Source organism: Sphingobium sp. MK2, from assembly GCF_040170545.1.
GTDB lineage: Bacteria > Pseudomonadota > Alphaproteobacteria > Sphingomonadales > Sphingomonadaceae > Sphingobium.
The window spans coordinates 13,351-32,632 of the sequence record NZ_JAZDXA010000021.1 but is presented as its reverse complement, the minus strand read 5'-3'; the positions used below and the strand labels follow the sequence as shown (position 1 = coordinate 32,632).

General features: G+C 64.5%; 14 protein-coding genes. 6 read left to right on the top strand and 8 right to left on the bottom strand.

Features of this window, described 5'->3' with window-relative positions:
• Positions 1–19: 19 nt before the first annotated feature.
• The 4 genes from V2I08_RS11605 to V2I08_RS11590 are packed head-to-tail and all read right to left on the bottom strand — an operon-like array spanning position 20 to position 3,596.
• A complete protein-coding gene (locus V2I08_RS11605; RefSeq protein WP_405053644.1) occupies positions 20–652 on the bottom strand; it encodes an ABC-type transport auxiliary lipoprotein family protein in 633 nt (210 codons plus the stop codon).
• Positions 649–1,611 carry an MlaD family protein gene (locus V2I08_RS11600; RefSeq protein ID WP_310225588.1) on the bottom strand — a complete coding sequence of 321 codons (963 nt, stop codon included), beginning with the start codon at positions 1,609–1,611 and terminating at the stop codon, positions 649–651. The genes V2I08_RS11605 and V2I08_RS11600 overlap by 4 nt, the downstream gene beginning before the upstream one ends.
• 3 nt (positions 1,612–1,614) lie before the next feature.
• Positions 1,615–2,487, bottom strand: coding sequence for an ABC transporter ATP-binding protein (locus tag V2I08_RS11595; RefSeq protein ID WP_349635247.1), 873 nt, complete (start codon positions 2,485–2,487; stop codon positions 1,615–1,617).
• Positions 2,487–3,596 (bottom strand): MlaE family lipid ABC transporter permease subunit, encoded by a 1,110-nt coding sequence (locus V2I08_RS11590; protein ID WP_349635246.1) that lies wholly within the window; start codon positions 3,594–3,596, stop codon positions 2,487–2,489. Before V2I08_RS11590 ends, V2I08_RS11595 begins: the two co-directional genes overlap by 1 nt.
• A gap of 98 nt (positions 3,597–3,694) precedes the next feature.
• Here V2I08_RS11590 and V2I08_RS11585 point away from each other — a divergent pair, with 98 nt between their 5' ends.
• On the top strand, positions 3,695–4,369 hold the full coding sequence (locus V2I08_RS11585; RefSeq protein WP_349635245.1) for an HAD-IB family hydrolase: 675 nt from the start codon (positions 3,695–3,697) through the stop codon (positions 4,367–4,369).
• Positions 4,370–4,433: 64 nt separating this feature from the next.
• Here the strand turns inward: V2I08_RS11585 and V2I08_RS11580 are convergent, their stop codons facing one another.
• Both V2I08_RS11580 and V2I08_RS11575 read right to left on the bottom strand, forming a co-directional pair.
• Positions 4,434–6,287 (bottom strand): AsmA-like C-terminal region-containing protein, encoded by a 1,854-nt coding sequence (locus tag V2I08_RS11580; RefSeq protein WP_349635244.1) that lies wholly within the window; start codon positions 6,285–6,287, stop codon positions 4,434–4,436.
• Between the two features lie 159 nt (positions 6,288–6,446).
• Positions 6,447–7,766 carry a cystathionine gamma-synthase family protein gene (locus V2I08_RS11575; protein WP_349635243.1) on the bottom strand — a complete coding sequence of 440 codons (1,320 nt, stop codon included), beginning with the start codon at positions 7,764–7,766 and terminating at the stop codon, positions 6,447–6,449.
• A 282-nt stretch (positions 7,767–8,048) separates the two neighbouring features.
• Here V2I08_RS11575 and V2I08_RS11570 point away from each other — a divergent pair, with 282 nt between their 5' ends.
• The 3 genes from V2I08_RS11570 (at position 8,049) to V2I08_RS11560 (ending at position 12,936) form a co-directional block, all read left to right on the top strand.
• On the top strand, positions 8,049–10,457 hold the full coding sequence (locus V2I08_RS11570; RefSeq protein ID WP_349635242.1) for a ligase-associated DNA damage response DEXH box helicase: 2,409 nt from the start codon (positions 8,049–8,051) through the stop codon (positions 10,455–10,457).
• Between the two features lie 145 nt (positions 10,458–10,602).
• Positions 10,603–12,270 carry a catalase gene (locus V2I08_RS11565; protein ID WP_349635241.1) on the top strand — a complete coding sequence of 556 codons (1,668 nt, stop codon included), beginning with the start codon at positions 10,603–10,605 and terminating at the stop codon, positions 12,268–12,270.
• 117 nt (positions 12,271–12,387) lie between these two features.
• Positions 12,388–12,936: an ankyrin repeat domain-containing protein gene (locus V2I08_RS11560; protein ID WP_349635240.1), complete on the top strand. Its 549-nt coding sequence runs from the start codon at positions 12,388–12,390 to the stop codon at positions 12,934–12,936.
• 298 nt (positions 12,937–13,234) lie between these two features.
• Here the strand turns inward: V2I08_RS11560 and gyrB are convergent, their stop codons facing one another.
• Positions 13,235–15,721 carry a DNA topoisomerase (ATP-hydrolyzing) subunit B gene (gene gyrB, locus V2I08_RS11555; RefSeq protein ID WP_349635239.1) on the bottom strand — a complete coding sequence of 829 codons (2,487 nt, stop codon included), beginning with the start codon at positions 15,719–15,721 and terminating at the stop codon, positions 13,235–13,237.
• Between the two features lie 87 nt (positions 15,722–15,808).
• On the opposite strand from gyrB, the gene V2I08_RS11550 reads away from it, so the two are divergent.
• Positions 15,809–16,288, top strand: coding sequence for a hypothetical protein (locus tag V2I08_RS11550; protein ID WP_349635238.1), 480 nt, complete (start codon positions 15,809–15,811; stop codon positions 16,286–16,288).
• A 155-nt stretch (positions 16,289–16,443) separates the two neighbouring features.
• Here the strand turns inward: V2I08_RS11550 and V2I08_RS11545 are convergent, their stop codons facing one another.
• On the bottom strand, positions 16,444–17,628 hold the full coding sequence (locus V2I08_RS11545; RefSeq protein WP_349635237.1) for a hypothetical protein: 1,185 nt from the start codon (positions 17,626–17,628) through the stop codon (positions 16,444–16,446).
• 155 nt (positions 17,629–17,783) lie between these two features.
• Between V2I08_RS11545 and V2I08_RS11540 the strand changes: the two genes are divergently transcribed.
• Positions 17,784–19,247 carry a PLP-dependent aminotransferase family protein gene (locus V2I08_RS11540; protein WP_349635236.1) on the top strand — a complete coding sequence of 488 codons (1,464 nt, stop codon included), beginning with the start codon at positions 17,784–17,786 and terminating at the stop codon, positions 19,245–19,247.
• The last annotated feature ends 35 nt before the right edge of the window (positions 19,248–19,282 follow it).

Genomic DNA, 19,282 nt, shown 5'->3' with positions numbered 1-19,282 from the left:
ACAGCGGGCGGACCCTCAATCAGTTCTTCATCGCCGCGACCCAGGCCGCGACATCGCCAGCCACCTTGTTGGCAGCCAGATTGAGCGGCGTTCCAACCGTCATTGACGTGATCTTGCCACCTACTGGCTGGCTGGCGGTGAAACGCTGCCGCGCCAGCGCAACGCCATTGGGCGTGGTCAGCACGGCGTCATAGGTGACCACCGCATTATTCCCCGGCGCATCAAGGCCAAAGGCGATCAATTCGCCCGTCAACCGCTGGCCGCCATCGCCCGAAAACTGGCCCGAATCGAGCACCACCCGGTCGGTGGTTGCGGCAATCGTCTCGGCCAACAAGCGGCGGAACAGATGACGCGGCGTATCCGCCCATTGCACATCGGTCACATAGGCGATCGAGGTGGGGCTGGTCTGCACCGGCACCCGCACCGTATCCAGCATCTTGGGCGCATCGGGATCGGATACGATCAAGGTGCGCCCGGCACCCGCGCGCTGCGCCGCGCCCGCCGGAACCTTCTGCGTCGCATCCAGCGTCAGCAGCCGTTCGGGTACCTTGCCGCCGATGGATACACAGCCCGACAGCAGGACGGCAGCGGTCAGCGCCGCGAGGGAAGCAGTGGGTTTCGCATGGAACATGGTCCGCATCTCTTTCATCATGGCTTATAGTCCGGCAGCTTGGGCGATCCGACCAGCGAACCCGCGCCCTGCTGGTCCAGCTTCTCGGCAACGCCGCGGAAGGCGCGCGACATCTCGCGCAGGTCGCGCACCAGTTGGTTCACTTCCGGCATGGTCTGGGTGCTGAACGCCTCGACGCCTGGCCGCGCCGCGCCGATGGTCTTGTCCAGCGTATCAATGCTGCGGGTCGCCGACTGCACGCTCTTGCGCAGGTCGGCCATCAGCGGCTTGCCTTCCTCGTTCAGCATCGCGTCGGTGGTCGCGGCCAGCTTGCCGATCTGCTCGACCGCAACACCCGTGCGCTGCACCGCGATGCGCGCTTCGGCCAGGGTCGCGGCGATCTCAGGACTGCGATCTGCCAGGGCACCCGACACGCGCTCGACATTGGCCAAGATGCCCGCAATCGACTGCTGGTTCTTGTCGCTCAACACTTCGGTCAGCCGCTCGGTCAGCGTCGACAAGCGCTCCAGCAATTGCGGCGCGCTGTTAAGCAATTCGCCCAGCGCGCCCGGCTTGGTCGGGATCACGGGTATGCCATCGGGGCATACGGCTTGGGGATTTTCCGCCGGACAGATGATCGGCGGCGCGCCCTTGACCGCGCCGTCCAGCACGACTTCGCTGACGCCGGTAAAGCCGACGCCCGCGATGCTGGCGGTCGTGCCTTGCAGGACCGGCGTGCCGTCCTTCACGGTGATGCGTACCTTGACGAAGCCGGGATCGCGCTTCCACAATTCGATCGCTTCGACCTGGCCCGAAGGCACACCGGCATAGTTTACGCTCGACCCCTTCGCGAGGCCGCTGACTGACTGTTTGAAGAAAATATCATATTGCTTGTTCTGTCCGTCGGATATGCGGGAGAACCAGAAGGCCGCGATGATGATCGCCGCCAGCAGCAGCAGCGTGACCGTGCCCACCAGCACATGGTTGGAGCGGGTTTCCATATCCTATAGCCTTCCGTCCGGCGGGGTTTGTGCCGCCTTGTTCTTTTCCCGCGATACCGCCGCCGTCGCCGCACGGCCACGCGGCCCATTGAAATATTCCTGAATCCAGGGATGGTCGAGCGCCAGCAGTTCATCGATCGTACCCACGGCGATCACCTTCTTGTCGGCCAGCACCGCCACCCGGTCACAGATGGAATAGAGCGTATCGAGATCATGGGTGATGAGAAAGACAGTGAGGCCCAATGTCTGCTGCAATTTGCGCGTCTGTTCGTCGAACGCTGCCGCGCCGATCGGATCGAGGCCCGCCGTCGGTTCGTCGAGGAACAGCAGGTCCGGGTCCAGCGCCAGCGCACGGGCCAACCCTGCGCGCTTCTTCATGCCGCCCGACAGTTCCGACGGATATTTCGGCCCCGCCTCGGCGGGCAGGCCGGTCATGCGGATCTTGTAGGCGGCAATTTCGTCACGCAACTGCGCGCCGATATTGGGATAATATTCGCGGATCGGCACTTCGATATTTTCCGCGACTGTCAGCGTGGAAAACAGTGCGCCGCCTTGAAACAGCACGCCCCAGCGCTTGCGGATCGCCAGCGCATCATCGTCCAGCCGACCGACCATCTGTTCGCCAAAGACCTCGATCTCGCCTTCACTGGGCGTCTGCAGCCCGATGATGGCGCGCATCAGCACGGACTTGCCAGTGCCCGATCCGCCGACCACGCCTAATATCTCGCCCTTGCGCACGTCGAGGTCGAGCGCATCATGGATGACCTGGTCGCCAAAGGCGTTGCGGATGCCGCGCACGCAAATGGCAATATCGGACTGTTCGACCGCCTGGGCGAGCCGCTGTTCCTCGGCCTGTCGCTGTTGCTCTTCGCTCATCAGTTCCACCCTACCCAGGTGAAGAACACCGCGAAGAAAGCGTCGATGACGATGACGAGGAAGATCGCCTGAACCACAGCGGCGGTGGTGCGCAGCCCGACTTCCTCCGCATTGCCCTTCACCTGCATTCCCTGGAAGCAGCCGGAAATGGCGATGATCAGGCCGAACACAGGGGCCTTGATAAGGCCCACCCACAGATCGGTTATCGGCACGACTTCGCGCAGCCGCTGGAAGAAAGTGATGGGCGGAATGTCGAGCGCGACCGCGCAGAGAAAGGCACCGCCCAGGACCGACAGGATCGACGCATAAAAGCCCAGCAGCGGCATCATGATGATGACGGCGAGCGTACGCGGCAAGACCAGTGCCTCCATCGGCGACACGCCGATAGTCCGCATTGCGTCGATTTCCTCGGTCAGCTTCATCGTGCCCAATTGCGCGGCAAAGGCGGAGCCGGAGCGGCCAGCGACCATGATCGCGGTCATCAATACGCCAAGCTCCCGGAAGGTCAGGCGACCGACCAGATTGATGGTCAGCATCTCCATGCCGAACTGGCGCAATTGCACCGATCCCTGCTGGGCGATGACGATGCCGATCAGGAAACTCATCAGGCCGATAATGCCGAGCGCGGACACGCCCACAACTTCGAACCGTTGCACGACCGCGTTCACGCGCAAACGGCTGGGATGCCTTATCAGGCTCCAGGCCGCGACCAGCGTCGCGCCGAAAAAGCCAAGCAGGCCGAACATGGTCGATCCAGCGGCGCTCACGGCTTCCCCGATCTGGCCGACGACGCGGCGCAGCGCCGGAACATCATCGGGATAGATGGAGACCGGATCATCGAGCGCGCTGACCGTGTCGATCAGCTTCTGCGCATCCGGCCGCGCCCCGCTGATCTCGCTGCCCAGCCGCTTGGCGGTGCGATGCACCGTCCACGCGCCGATCGTGTCCATATGATCGACGTCGGACAGGTCGATCGTGCCGACCGGACCCTGTACGGCATCCAGCCGGTCGGGCAGGTCATGCAGCGATGCGATCGCCAGCGAACCGGAAAGCCGCAGCACGCTGCTGCCGTCGCTTCGTTCTTCGGCCAGTGAAGCAGCTTTATTCATGCGATGGGATTAGTGGTCCAATATCGGTTGCACGGCAAGCCGAAACGGCCCATCCGCAAGTCAGAACGAAGGGCGGCGGGAAAAGTTTCGGATACGGCATGACGCACCGGCTGGCAATTTACGACATGGACCGTACGGTGACGTTCAACGGCACCTATACCGGCTTTCTCATTCATGTGGCGCGGGCGATGGCGCCGTGGCGGCTGATCCTGCTGCCCTGTGTCGTCCTGCTGATGCTCGCCTATGTGCTCAAGCTGCTGTCGCGTCAGCGGCTCAAGGAACTCAATCAGGCGCTGATGATCGGCTTTCATGTGGAACGCGCCCGGCTGATGCCGCATGTCGAAAGCTATGCCGACAAGGTGCTGGCGACCAACCTGCGCGCCGATGCCGTGGCGCAGATCGCACGCGACCGCGCCGATGGCTATCGCCTTGTCCTCGCCACCGCCTCCTACCGTCTTTATGTTGAGCCGATCGCCCGGCGGCTGGGTTTCGACGCCGTCATTGCGACCGACCATCTCACGCAGGATCTGCGCTATGTCCGCGCCAAGATCGCTGGCGAAAATTGCTACGACACGGGCAAGCTGCGGATGATCAAGGCCTGGATGGCGGCGCAGGCGATCGACCGCACCCAGACCCATATCCGCGCTTATTCCGACCATGTGTCAGACGCGCCGATGCTGGAATTTGCCGACGTCCCCATTGCCTCCAACCCGCACAAGCCGCTCGCCAAACTGGCGGCGGTGCGCGGCTGGACACGGGTCGACTGGAATTAAGACATAGACATCCGTTCGTTTCGAGCGAAGTCGAGAAACGCTCGAACCGAACCGATATGTCGGTCTAGCGCATCGCCGACCGCGCGAGCGCGTCGCAATCCGCATCGCTGGCGCGTGGCACCTTGTCGCCGCCGATCGCATCGCCGATCATCTTGATGATGCCCTTGGCCGATCGCGCTTCCTTGGGCACCTGAATATCGGGTGCCTTGATCGTGCCGCGGATCGGCACCGTGCCTTTCAGCCGCAACAGACTCCCCTGTTTGGGCTGACCGCTCAGCGTCAGGTCCAGCGTCTCGTCCGACAGGCGGATCGTGCCGGTGGCGCGGGTCTGCGCGCGGGACGTGTCGATCAGCACCGGGTTGGTCCGCGCGACGCCGCCCTTCACATCAAACCGCGCCACCATGCAGCGCAGCACCGCCATCTTGTCCTTGTCGAGCGTCAGCCCCTTGCCGACATCCTGCCCCATCAACGCGGCGGTGCGCGCGGGGATCGACCCGTCCTTGGCCACGAGCGCGATCGTGCCCGATGATTGCCCCACCGCCTGGCGGATGGTGCGCCCCGGCCCATTGAGCGCGATGCGCCCGACCAGCCCGCCATCGATCCGCGTTTCGGGAAAGAAATCGAGCAGCCGCGCCGATCGCAGATCAAGCGCCAGATCGAGTCGCGGCCCGCCGTCACGCTGATCCACCGTCAGCCGCCCGCCTAGCACGCCGCGCGTCAGGTCCATCCGCAACGGCTCGACCACCAGCCGACTGCGCTCCAGCGACAAAACCCCCTTGAGCGAACGAAACGGGCTGGACCCCGGCCATAACAGCCGGTCGGCCTGTATCTCCAGCCGCCCATCGGTGCGCGCCATCTTGCGCAGGTCGATGGCGGTATCGGGGATCAGCCGGTCGCCCAGCCGCGCGCGCTTGGCCATTGCCTTGCGGCGGCCTTCGTCCGAAGACAGGTCGTTGAAATCCAGTTGCGCGGCGCGGATCGCGCCGTCGATCCGGGTGCGGCCCTCACGCTTGCGCACGGTGGCATGGCCCGCAATCGCGGACCGCCCGATCGTGCCTTCAAGTGATTCGATGATCCAGTCCGGCCGCTCGCGCACCACCTGCGCCGTCAGCCGCACAGGCTGGGTGCCGGGCAACCCCGCCTCGATGATCGCGTCCAGCACACGCAGGTCGATCGCATGGCCCGTCACCTTGCCGCGCAAATGCCCGATGTCGAGCGGCCCGTCCATCGTGCCATCGAACGTCATGCCCACGGCATCGCCCGCAATCTCTGCGCGGAATGGCCAGCGCGTCCCCGCCTTATGCCCCAAGATCGGCGCGCCGCTGGCGGTGACCGTGACGGGATAGCCGCGCACATCGCCCTTGCCCGACAGGCGCAGCCCTTTGCCATCCACGGCCAGCGCCGCGTCCACCGACCGCCCGCGCTTGTCGTCGCGATAGGCGATGCGGCTGTCGCTGACGGTCAGGTTGCGCAACGCCGGGCGTCGGCCCTTGCGTTCGTCGCCACCGCTGCGCTCGCCGCTCCAGCTTTCGCGCCCATCGGCCGCGCGATAGAAGTTCAGGCGCGCGCGGCGTAGGTCCAGCGTTTCCACCACCGGCCCGCCGGTCAGCAGCGCGAAAGCCGAAAAGCCCACCCGCGCTTCGCCGATCCGGGCAAGATCGCCATCACCCTTGGCCCAGTCGGGTTGGGGCACGCGCATATCGGTCAGGCGGACGACGGGATGAAAGGACAGGCGATCCTCACGTGTCATCGTGCCGATGGTGACGGGCTTGCCGATCCGCGCCGACAATCGTGCCTCGATCCGATCCTTGAACATCCCCCAGGGGAAGGCCGCGAGCAGCAGGACAGCGAGCGCGAGCAATAGGACGAGGCCAGTCGCAATGCCGATGGCCCATCGCGATCCGTTTCTGGCGTTCATCCGGCGTCCCTCCCATCACCGGCCACAGCGCCGTATCGCGCCTAACGCACGACTGGCAGCAGGGTTCAGCTTCGCATCGGCGCACTACCGCTTGGAGCATTGCCGACCGATGCCGCCACGACGTCACAATCGATCGCTGACGGCATCCCTATCATCGCCTTATCCGATCGCCCGCAGCGCTTGCGCGAAGTCGGCGATCAGATCGTCGGCGTCCTCGCAGCCGATCGAGATACGCACCATATTATCGCCAATCCCCAGCGCCGCCTTGCGCGCGGCCGGGACTGACAGATGCGTCATCGCGGCGGGATGGCTCGCCAGCGTCTCGGTCCCGCCCAAGCTGACCGCCAGCTTGGCGATCTTGAGCGCATCGAGAAAGGCGAAGGCCTCCGCCTCGCCACCATTCAGATAGAGCGAGAAGGTCGATCCCGCGCCGGTGCAATGCCGCTCGTATATGTCGCGCTGCCGTTCGGTTTCGGGGAAGCCCAGATACACGATCTTCTCCACCTGCGGCTGGTCGCGCAGCCAGGCGCAGACCTTCGCCGCATTCTCGCCCGCCCGGCTCATCCGCAATTCCAGCGTCTCCAGACTGCGCATCAGCATCCACGCCGAATGCGGGTCGAGGATCGTGCCGATCGTATTGCGCATCAACCGAATCGTGGTGATCAGCGCGCTGGACCCCAGCACCCCGCCCGCAACCAGGTCGCTATGCCCCCCGGCATATTTGGTCAGGCTATAGATGACCAGATCCGCGCCATGGGCCAGCGGCTTGAGCCACAATGGCCCCAAAAATGTATTGTCGATCGCGATCGGCGGCACATGGTCTTCGCCCGCAAAGGCCAAGTCGCGCCGCGCAACCACCGCTTCGATATCGACCAGCACGTTGGTCGGATTGGCCGGGCTTTCCAGATAGATCATCGCGACGCGGCCCAGACCCTTGGCCTTCTCGATCACCGCGCCAATCTCGTCCTCGGTCGTACCGGCGGGGAAATCGAGCCACTGCACCCCGAATTTGCCCAATATCCGCCCGATCAACGACTCCGTCGCGGCATAGAGCGGCGCGCTATGGACGATCACATCGCCCGGCTGCACCATCGCCAGCAAGGTGGTGGCGATCGCCGACATGCCGCTCGAAAAGAGCAGCGCGTCCTCGGCCTCTTCCCACACCGACAGCCGATCCTCGGCAATTTCCTGGTTGGGACCATTGAAGCGTGAATAGACGAGCCCCTCCGATCCGCCCGGACGGATGCCCGTCACCCCCTCGAAATGCCGCTTGCCCGCCGCCGCGCTTTCGAACGCGAAGGTGGAGGTCAGGAAGATCGGCGGCTTCAACGACCCTTCGGACAGGGTCGGATCATAGCCATGCCCCATCATTAGCGTCGCGGGCTTCAGCTTGCGCCCGTCAATCTCCATGATCGGCGGCTTGGGACGACGGCGGTTGGATTCGACGCCCGTCAGATCGGCTTCGGTTTCGCCAGACATATCGTTGATCTCCTGCATGATGCGGCATCTGCTGCGCCGCTCTTGATGGCGGGATGGTAACGCAGGGGCAGGCGGAAGAGCCAGAGGGGAGCGACATAAAATTTTACCGACGTGGACTTAAATTACGCGACCGCGCCGTGCAGATCATGGCCGAATATCCACGCGCTGAGTCGCGGAGCGCGCGAAGGGTCGGCTATTCCCTCCGCGTCTCTGCGTCTCCGCGCGAACCCTTCTTCCTGCCCATGTCGTGACAGGCCTGGCTTAGCTCCCTACATCCCTCCTATGGATGCTCTCCCCACCGTGCTGGAAGACTGGTTCGCCGCCCGCGGCTGGGCGCCACGTTCGCACCAGCGCGCGATGCTCGCCGCCGTGCGCCGGGGCGATCATGCGCTGCTCGTCGCGCCGACCGGCGCAGGCAAGACGCTGGCGGGCTTCCTGCCGACCCTGGCCGACCTCATCGACCACCCGACCGACCGGCTCCACACCCTCTATGTCTCGCCGCTCAAGGCGCTGGCCGTCGACGTCCGCCGCAATCTGCTGACCCCGATCGAGGACATGGCGCTCCCGATCCGCGTCGAAACCCGCACCGGCGACACGCCGTCGGACCGCAAGGCGCGCCAGCGCGTCAAGCCGCCCCACATCCTCCTCACCACGCCCGAATCGCTCTCGCTGCTGCTCAGCTATCCCGACGCGGCCCTGATGTTCGCCGATCTGCAAACCGTCATTATCGATGAAGTCCACGCCTTCGCCACGCAGAAACGCGGCGATCTGCTCAGCCTGTCGATGGCGCGGCTGCAGACGATCAACCCCGCCCTGCGCCGCGTCGCTCTCTCCGCCACAGTGGCGGACGTCGATGCCTATCGCGCCTGGCTCGCGCCCGATGGCGATATTGACACGGTCGCGGCGGTGTTGGGGGAGGCGGGGGCGGAGCCCAACGTCACCATCCTCATCCCCGAAGGCCGCGTCCCCTGGTCGGGCCATTCGGGCAAATATGCCGCCAATCAGGTGATGGCCGAAATCGCCGCCCATCAAACCACGCTCGTCTTTTGCAACACGCGCGGCCTTGCCGAACTCATCTTTCAGGAACTTTGGTCCGCGAACGACGCCAACCTGCCCATTGCCATCCACCATGGCAGCCTGTCGATCGAAGCCCGACGCAAGGTGGAAAGCGCCATGGCCGACGGCAGGCTGCGCGCTTTGGTCGCCACGGCCTCGCTCGACCTCGGCGTCGATTGGGGCAATGTCGATTGCGTCATCCAGATGGGGGCACCCAAAGGCGCCTCGCGCCTGCTCCAGCGGATCGGCCGCGCCAACCACCGGCTCGATCAGGCGAGTGAGGCGATCCTCATCCCCGGCAACCGCTTCGAATATCTCGAAGCCCGCGCCGCCCTTGATGCCGTCGAGGCAGGCGAGCGCGATGCCGATGACTTTCGCGTCGGCAGCCTCGATGTGCTGGCCCAACATATTATGGGCCTCGCCTGCGCCGGTCCCTTCCACGAAGCCGCGATGCTCGCCGAAATCCAGTCCGCCACTCCCTATAGCGCGCTGACGCCCGACGCTTTCGCCAGTGTTCTGCATTTCATCGAAGGCGGCGGCTACGCCCTGCGCGCCTATGATCGGTTCAAACGGCTGGCGCAGGATGCGGACGGCACCTGGCGCGTTGCCCATCCCCGCTTCATTCAGCAGCATCGCCTCAACGCCGGGATCATCGTCGATCAACCCGCGCTCGCCGTCCGATTCGCCAATGGCCGCAAGCTCGGCACGGTGGAGGAGGGCTTTGCCGCGCAGCTTACACCCGGCGACAGCTTCTTCTTCTCCGGCATGGCGCTGGAAGTGGTCAAGATGGACACGACCGATCTGGTCGTCCGCGCCACCGCCAAACAGGCGCGCATCCCCAGTTGGGGCGGCAGCCGCATGGCCATGTCGACGCGCCTTGCCGACCGGGTCCGCGCCTTCCTCGCCAGCCCCGACCAATGGCATCGCTTCCCGTCCGACGTGCGCGAATGGCTGGACATGCAGAAACTCCGCTCGGTCCTGCCGCAACCGGGCCAACTGTTGATCGAAACCTTCCCGCACGAAGGTCGCCATTATCTCGTCTGCTACAGTTTCGAAGGCTCGAACGCGCACCAGTCGCTCGGCATGCTGCTCACCCGCCGGATGGAGAGCCAGGGTCTCATGCCCTTGGGTTTCGTTGCCAACGACTATGCGCTGGCCGTCTACGGCCTCAAGCCCGTCACTGACCCGCACAGCCTTTTCTCCGCCGACATACTCGACCATGAATTTGTCGATTGGGTCGAACAATCGAGCCTGCTCAAGCGTGCCTTCCGCGACGTCGCGGTCATCTCCGGCCTCATCGAGCGCCAGCATCCCGGCAAGCGCAAGACCGGGCGGCAGGTCGCTTTCTCCACCGACCTCATCTACGACGTGCTGCGCAAATATCAGCCCGACCATCTGCTGATCAAGGCCGCCTGGGCCGATGCCCGCGCGCGCATGACCGATGTCGGGCGGCTGGGCGACCTGATCGACCGGGCCGCCACGACCATGCTGCATATCACGCTCGACCGGGTCAGCCCGCTCGCCGTGCCCGTCCTCATCCTGATCGGCCGCGAGCAGGTCGCGCAAAGCGCGGCCGAGGATGCCTTGCTGATCGAAGCCGAAGCCCTGGTGGCGCAAGCCATGCGCCCGGACTGACTATTGCTGCGGCAATGATCGAAAATCCCACTATCTGAAAGCTAGATAAGCCGTTTCTCTTGCGGACCTTACGGGTCCATCCATCGTTTCCCAGTCCGAGGGGTGTCGATCGCCACGATCGACAAAACAACAGAGGAACCTGATCATGTCGAATTCACCGATTTCGGCCGCGCCCTTGCGCGGCCTGACCCTGGCTGCCGTCAGCCTGTCCGCGCTTGTCGGCGCACAGGCCTCAGCCCAGACCAGCACGCAGGTCGCCCCGCGCATGGCCACCGTCACCTTGCCCGCCGACGCCGGGCAGACCATGACCGTCCCGGCCGAAGCCGCGCCCGCGACCGTCCCCAACCTGACACGCGACAATGGTGCCCCGATCGGGGCCAACCGCAACAGCAAGACTGCAGGCGACCTTGGCCCGGTATTGCTCGAAGACACCACGCTGATTGAAAAGCTCGCCCGCTTCGACCGCGAACGCATTCCGGAGCGCGTCGTCCACGCCCGCGGCACCGGCGCGCATGGCGTATTCCGCGCTACCGCCGACATCAGCGACCTGACCCGCGCCTCGCTCTTCACATCGGGCAAGGAAACCCCGGTCTTCGTGCGCTTCTCCAGCGTCATCCACCCATCGGGCAGCCCCGAAGGCCTGCGCGATCCGCGCGGATTTGCCACCAAATTCTACACTGATCAGGGCAATTGGGATCTGGTCGGCAACAACCTGCCGATCTTCTTCATCCGCGACGCCATGCAGTTCCCGGACATGGTGCATAGCCTCAAGCCCTCGCCGGTCACCAACAAGCAAGACCCCAACCGCTATTTCGACTTCTTCTCGAACACGCCTGAATCCACCAACATGCTGACCCAGCTTTATTCGAACCTGGGCACGCCCTCCTCCTACCGCACCATGGACGGCAATGGCGTCCACGCCTTCAAGCTGGTGAATGCGCAGGGCAAGGTGACCTTCGCCAAGTTCCGCTGGATCAGCCGCCAGGGCGTCAAGAATCTGACCGGCAAGGATGCAGGCGCGGCCCAGTTCAACTTCCTGACCGATGACCTCTATCGCGAAGTCGGCAAGGGCAATTTCCCGACCTGGGATCTGATGGTCCAGACCATGTCGCCCGATCAGTTTGCGGGTCTCGACTATAATCCGTTCGACGATACCAAGGAATGGCTCGACGTCCCCTTCCGCAAGATCGGCGAGATGACGCTCAACAAGATGCCCGCCAATTATTTCGAGTTCACCGAACAGTCGGCCTTCGCGCCATCCAACATGGTGCCCGGCATCGAAGCCTCGCCCGACCGTATGCTCCAGGGTCGCCTGTTCAGCTATGCCGATACGCAGCGCTATCGCGTCGGCGCGAATGTCCTGCAACTGCCGGTCAACAAGCCGTTGGCCCCGGTGGTCAATAATTCGCAGGACGGCGTGATGGACGCGACCGGCTCGACCTCGAACGTCAATTATTTCCCGGCGATGGTACAGAAGCAGGCGGCTGCCGAATTTGGCCAGTCGACCTACACCATCAACGCGACGGTCGACACCAAGCCGATCGAGAAGACCAATAATTTCGCACAGGCAGGCATTTTCTACCGCGCGCTCTCGGCCAAGGACAAGGCCGACCTGATCGCCAACCTCGCGGGCGATCTCGGCCAGGTCACCTCCGACCGCACCCGCACCATGATGGTCAGCTATTTCTACCAGGCCGACAAGGATTACGGCACGCGCATCGCCAAGGCAGTCAACGTGCCCATGGCGGAAGTGACCAAGGCGGTCTCCGAATATGAAGCCGCCTATCCGCAACAACGCCTGACCGTGCGTTAAAACACCGTTCGCCCTGAGCCTGTCGAAGGGCCTTTCCTTCTTTCCCTATGCGAAGAAGGGAAGGGCTTCGACAGGCTCAGCCCGAACGGATCTTTTACACAATAAGGCTGACTAGCGATGCTCTCCCTCCTCCTCGCCACAGCGCTGGCCACTGCCTCGCCCGCGCCCGACGCGCTCCCCACCCCCGAACGCCGCCAGCAACTCCTGTTCGACGCCGCCCGGCTCGGCCGCACCGACATGATCGAACCCCTCGTCAAGGCAGGCGTCGACCTCAACGCCACCGATGCACGCGGCTTCACCCCGCTCATCCTCGCGGCCTATAATGGTCAGGCGGACACGCTCGACGCGCTGATCTCTGCCGGTGCCGACCCCTGCAAGCCCGACGAATCGCAGGGCAACACCGCGCAAATGGGCGTCGCCTTCAAGGGCCATGACGCGATCGCCGCGCGGCTTCTGACCGCAGGCTGCGACGTCAACGCCCGCAACAAGGCCGGGCAAACCGCGCTGATGATGGCCGCGCTCTTCGGCCGCAGCGCCCAGGTCGCGATGCTGGTCAAGGCCGGTGCCGACCCCGCGCTGGCCGACGCCTCCGGCCGCACCGCCAAAGCCGTCGCCCAGGGTCAGGGCAATGACGCGATGGTCAAACAGCTCGACGCCACGCCATAACCGCTCCGGGGCGGACATAGCGTACAAAACCTGTTCCACGTGAAACAGAAGATGGCGCTATTTCAGCATCTTCCGACCAGTCAAAGCGGACATAGGGCGACGTTGAACGGGGCGACGAACCACCCCCATCCAGCGTCATTTTCGCAAACCAATGTCCGCTTCGCTGTCCGCTTTACAGCCGGATGACGTGAAATCGAATCGTCATTGCGAGCGCAGCGAAGCAATCCATCGGCACCATAATGGATTGCTGCGCTGCGCTCGCAATGACGAAAAGGGGTGAGCCTCAAGTCGTCCGGCTCTACACGTCCAGATTGGCGACGTTCAGCGCATTATCCTGAATGAACTCGCGCCGCGGTTCGACGACTTCACCCATCAGCCTATCGAAGATGTCGTTAGCATCACTGATATCGTCCACCGTGACGCGCAGCATAGAGCGGTTGTCGGGGTCCAGCGTAGTTTCCCATAGCTGTTCCGCATTCATCTCGCCCAGCCCCTTATAGCGCTGGATGGCCAAGCCCTTGCGCCCGGATGCCAGAATCGCTTCCAGCAGTTCACTGGGGCGCGTGACCAGCGTGCCTTTGGTGGGCACCGCAGGCAGGTCGTCGTCGCCCGTCGCTTCGGCGGCCTGCGCGGCCTTGATCGTAATGAGGCGAGCCGGCGTCAGATAGCTGCCCGCATCCTCGGCGGCGATGCTGTGCAGCTTGCGCGCCTCGGCAGAGCCGATGAAGCCAGCCTCGATCATATGATGATCGGTTACACCGCGCCACAACCGCTGGAAATGGAAGCCGCCTTCTTCCGCGACGCTGCCGGTCCAGCGGCCTTCGGCATCCTGTGCACCCATCCACGCCACGGTCGCATTCAGCCGTTCGGCCTGGGCTGCGTGGCTCAGTTCCGGGTCGAGGGCACCATTCAGGCTGAGCGCCTCGATGATCGCCGGGTTGTAGCGGCGCGGCACATAGGTCATGACCGATCGCATGCGGATGGCATGTTCGATCAGGCTGCGCAGGTCGGGACCGGAGCGCAATGTGCCGCCATTTTCCAGCGCCATCGTGTCTACGCCATTATCGACCAGATAGCGTTCGAGCGCCGCCTCGTTCTTAAGATAGACTTCGCTGCGGCCGCGCGTTGCCTTGTAGAGCGGCGGCTGGGCGATGAAGAGATGCCCGCCTTCGATGATCTGGGGCATCTGCCGATAGAAGAAGGTCAAAAGCAGCGTGCGAATATGCGCGCCGTCGACATCGGCGTCGGTCATGATGACGATCTTGTGGTAGCGTAGCTTTTCCAGGTTGAAGTCGTCGCGAATGCCGGTGCCCATCGCCTGGATCAGCGTGCCGACTTCCTTGGACGAAATCATCTTGTCGAAGCGCGCGCGCTCGACGTTCAAAATCTTGCCCTTCAGCGGCAGGATCGCCTGATTATGCCGGTTGCGGCCTTGCTTCGCCGAACCACCGGCCGAATCACCCTCGACTAGGAACAGTTCGGACTTGGCCGGGTCGCGCTCCTGGCAGTCGGCCAGCTTGCCGGGCAGGCTGGCAATATCCAGCACGCCTTTGCGCCGGGTCAGTTCGCGCGCCTTCTTGGCGGCTTCGCGCGCGGCGGCGGCGTCGATCACCTTCTGGATGATCATCTTGCCATGCGCCGGATTCTCCTCCAGCCACTCGGCCATCTTGTCGGCCATCAGGCTTTCCAATGGCTGGCGCACTTCTGAGGAGACCAGCTTGTCCTTGGTCTGCGACGAGAATTTGGGATCGGGCAGCTTGACCGAGACGATCGCGGTCAGACCTTCGCGCATATCTTCGCCGGTCAGGCTGACCTTCTCCTTCTTCAACATGCCCGACTTTTCGGCATAATTGTTGAGGGTGCGGGTCAGCGCGGCGCGGAACGCCGCCAGATGGGTGCCGCCGTCGCGCTGCGGGATATTATTGGTGAAGCACAGCACATTTTCATAATAGCTGTCGTTCCACTCCAGCGCGACTTCGATGGTCACATTGTCGCGCGTGCCCGAAATGGCGATCGGCTCCGGCATCATCGCCGATTTATTGCGATCGAGATAGCTGACGAAGGCCGCGATGCCGCCCTCATAATAGAGTTCGACTGTCTTGCTTTCCTCATGTCGCGCATCCGTCAGGAACAGGCGCACACCGCTGTTGAGGAAAGCCAGCTCGCGATAGCGATGCTCCAGCTTGTCGAAATCATAGTCGGTGACATTCTTGAACGTGTCGGTCGAGAACATGAAGGTGACCTTCGTGCCCTTCTGTCCCGGCGCGGCCGGACCCAGCACCTTGAGCGGCGCTTCGGCATCGCCATGGCGGAACCGCATCCAATGCTCCTGCCCGTCGCGCCAGATGTTCAGCTCCAGCCAATCGGACAGCGCGTTCACCACGGAAACGCCCACGCCATGCAGGCCGCCCGACACCTTATAAGCATTGTCGTCCGACGTATTCTCGAACTTACCGCCGGCGTGGAGCTGGGTCATGATGACCTCGGCTGCCGACACGCCTTCCTCTGTATGGATGCCCGTCGGGATGCCGCGGCCATTGTCCATCACGCTGACCGATCCATCGGGATTCAAGGTGATGTCGATCCGGTCGCAATGCCCGGCCAGCGCCTCGTCGATCGCATTGTCGCTAACCTCGAACACCATATGGTGCAGGCCGCTGCCATCGTCGGTATCGCCGATATACATGCCCGGCCGCTTGCGGACCGCGTCCAGACCTTTCAGCACCTTGATGCTGTCGGCGCCATATTCGTTGCTGTTCGGGGAGTTTACGGGTTCTTCGCTCATAGCCCAGCCTATAGGGAAAGGCGGGCTGAAACTAAAGCGAAACATGGCCCCTTCCCCCCGCCTGTCTGCCGGTCTATCCCGCTATCCATGGTCCGTACACTTGCTCTCCTCCTGATGCTCGCCGCCTGTTCCGACCGGCGCGAAGTGCTGAACGAATTGCCCAACAGCACGCTGGCCGATGCGCCACGCGCTGAAGTCTCCGAAAGCCGCATGGACACGCCCGCCGCGCGGCCGGTGACGATCGGCGAAGACGGTCCTAGACTGGATGCCTGCGGGGGACTTGGGCAAGTGAGCCGCAGCGGGGCAGGGGGGCTGCCTTTGCTCGCCGCACCGTTCGCCGATGCCAAGGTGATCGCACAACTGCCAGAAGGCCAGCGCGCCTATATCTGCACCCGCAGCCTCGACCAGAAATGGCTGGGCGTCGTCGTGCAGCCGACACCTGCGCAAGAGGGCGAACCGGCGGGCGATTGCGGCGTGTCGTCGCCCGTGGACCGCAAACAACCCTATGACGGCCCCTGCGTCAGCGGCTGGCTCGCCAGCCCTTATATGCGGCTGATCGGCGGGTAGGATTGGGTTCACGCGGAGGCGCGGAGACGCGGAGAGGATGGGCCGTAAAGCCGCACATCCATCTTTCTACCGGGCCAAGCTGCAAAAGGCAGCAGACGACAGGTCTGGCTCGTCCCAATATCCCTCCGCGTCCCCGCGCCTCCGCGTGAACCCATTCACTCGATCCCTGTAAACACCAGCTTCTGCACCCGCCGCCCGGTATTGACCTCGGTCGTATAGATATTGCCTTCGCTATCCGTGTCGATGCTGTGCAGCCAGGTGAACTGCCCCGCCTGCCGCCCCACACGCCCAATCGCGCCCAGCACCGCATGCGTCTTGCGCAGCAAAATCCACACCCGCCCGTTCATCATGTCGGCGACATAGAGATAGGTCTGCTCCGGGTCGGGCGAGAAGGCGATGTCGGTCACCGTATGCGTGCCCCCGGTTTCCGGGGCAATCACCAGATCGCGCATGAAGGTCAGCGCCCCGTCCTGGCCGCGCTTGAACAATTGCGCCCGGTTGTTGTTGCGGTCGCACACATAGACATGCCCATCCTTCGTCGGCACCACGCAATGCACGATGTCGCCAAAGATATCGGCCTTGGGATTGGCCGCCTTGCTGGGGTCGACCGCATGGCTCTGGTCGAACGTGCCTTGACGGGTCGGCGCGATCGGCGGCTTGCCATAGGCGCCCCAGCGCCCCTTATAGCCATTGGTCCGCGCGTCGAAGCCAATCACCCGGCGGTTCACATAGCCGTCCGACACCAGCACCATGCCATCGACCTGATGCACGTCGGACGGATTGCCCAGCCGGTCGGTCGCATCATTACCCTTGGTCTCGCCCCGCTTGCCAAAGGCGCGCAGGAAATTGCCGTCCGCGCTGTAGTTCAGCACGACATGATCGTCCTTGCCATTGCCGCCGAACCAGACCGTATTGGCCTGATCGACGAATATGCCATGCAGGCTGGCGGGCCATTGGTTGACGCCATCGACCGTTGGCGCGCTCGCCGCGCCGCCCCAGCCGCCCATATACGTGCCATCCTTGCCGAACCGCACCACCGGCGGCGCAGGCTTGCAGCAGACCGCGATCGGCGGCGTCTGCGCGAGGCCCGTGTCGGTGCCGGTCAGCGAATGGGGTCGATGCACCACCCAAACCGAATCGTCCGGCCCCACCGCGACGCCGCTCACCTGCCCCAGCAACAGGTCGTCCGGCATCGTCGGCCAGGCGGCATCCACCTTGAAACGCGGCATTTTCGTGCCAGTCGGCGCAATCTGCTCGAACGCCAGCGGCGACAGCGCGGGCGGCGAGGGGGCGGCGGCACCCAGCATCAAAAGAAGGGCGCAGGCAAGGACGGGGCGCATGGGGGCAGGCTCCTGGGATCAACGGGTTGGCGGGATCATGCCCATCTGATCCGGCAGGTCAACGGCGCAGGCAGGTTCGCTGCAACTGGCCTTTCCCATCAGGGCCATTGCGCGGTAAATGGCATCGCATTGCCCCCCAAATGGAACGCTACGCCATGTCCACTTCGCATCTTCGCCCGCCCTCGCTGCTGCGCCTGCTCGGCGCATGGCGCGCGCTCGATAGCGCCCAGCCCGCCTATCGCCAGCTCGCGCAGGCTTTGCGGATGCTGGTGCTGGACGGCCGGATCGGCCTCAACGTCCGCCTGCCCGGCGAGCGCGAACTGGCCGCCGCGCTGGGCCTCAGCCGCACGACCATCGCCGCCGCTTTCGATCGGCTGCGTGACGAAGGCTATCTCGAAAGCCGCCAGGGGTCAGGCAGCGTCACCCGCCTGCCGCCCGGCGACGCGCCCGCACAGCCAGGCCACGATGACATCGCCAGCGGCGGCAACCTCCTGAACTGGACCCATGCCGCGCTCCCCGCTGCGCCCGGCGTGGCGCGCGCCTATGCCGCCGCGCTCGACGCGCTGCCTGCGCATCTGGGCGACCTTGGCTATGATCCGCTCGGCCTTCCCGTGCTGCGCCGCGCGATCGCCGCCGATTATGAACGGCGCGGTTGCCCGACCAGCCCGGACCAGATCATCGTCACCAACGGCGCGCAGCAGGGTTTTTCCTTGCTGCTCCACTGGCTCGCCGGGCCGGGCGACCGCGTCGTCATCGATCATCCGACCTATCATAATGCGATCCAGGCGTTGCAGCGCGCCCATGTCGTGCCGGTGCCCGTGGGCCTCCCCACCCAGGGCTGGGATATCGACGCGATGGATGCGGCCTTCCGTCAGACCGCCCCGCGCTTTGCCTATATCATCGCCGATTTCCACAACCCCACCGGACGCAGCATGGACCCGGCCACCCGCCGCGCGCTGGTCGCCGTCGCCGCGCGCAGTCACACGCCGCTGGTGATCGACGAGACGATGGCGGCGATGGGCCTCGATTTCACCGCCCCGCCGCCGGTCGCGCTGCACGACCCGTTGGGGCGGCAGGTCATCACCATGGGTTCGGCCAGCAAAATCTATTGGGGCGGCCTGCGCACCGGCTGGATTCGCGCCGACCCGCAGACGATCGCCGCGCTCGCCCGCCTGCGCACGACGACCGATATGGCCAGCCCGGTGCTGGAACAGCTCGCTGTCGCGCATCTGCTCGAAGCGGGCGAGGGGCTTGGCACCCGCGCCGCCATGCTGCGCGACCGGCGTGACCATCTGCTCGGCCTTATCGACCGGCATCTGCCCCATTGGCGGGTCGAAGCCCCCGCTGGCGGCCTGTCGCTCTGGGCGCAACTCCCCCGCGCCGAAGCCACTGCGCTCGCGGCGCTGGCCGAAAATCTGGGCGTGCGCGTCGCGCCGGGACCGCGCTTCGGCGTCAGCGGCGCGTTCGAACGCTTCCTGCGGCTGCCCTTCACTCTGTCCGAAGAGCAACTCGCGACCGGCGTCGAACGCCTCGCCGAAGCCGACGCCCGCCTCCACGCCCGCCTGCCCAGAAGCCGCGATTCGCTGGCCCTCGCCTTGGAAGCGGACCGATTGATCTGAGGGGGCCAGCCGCGCTCACCCACAAAAAAGGCCGC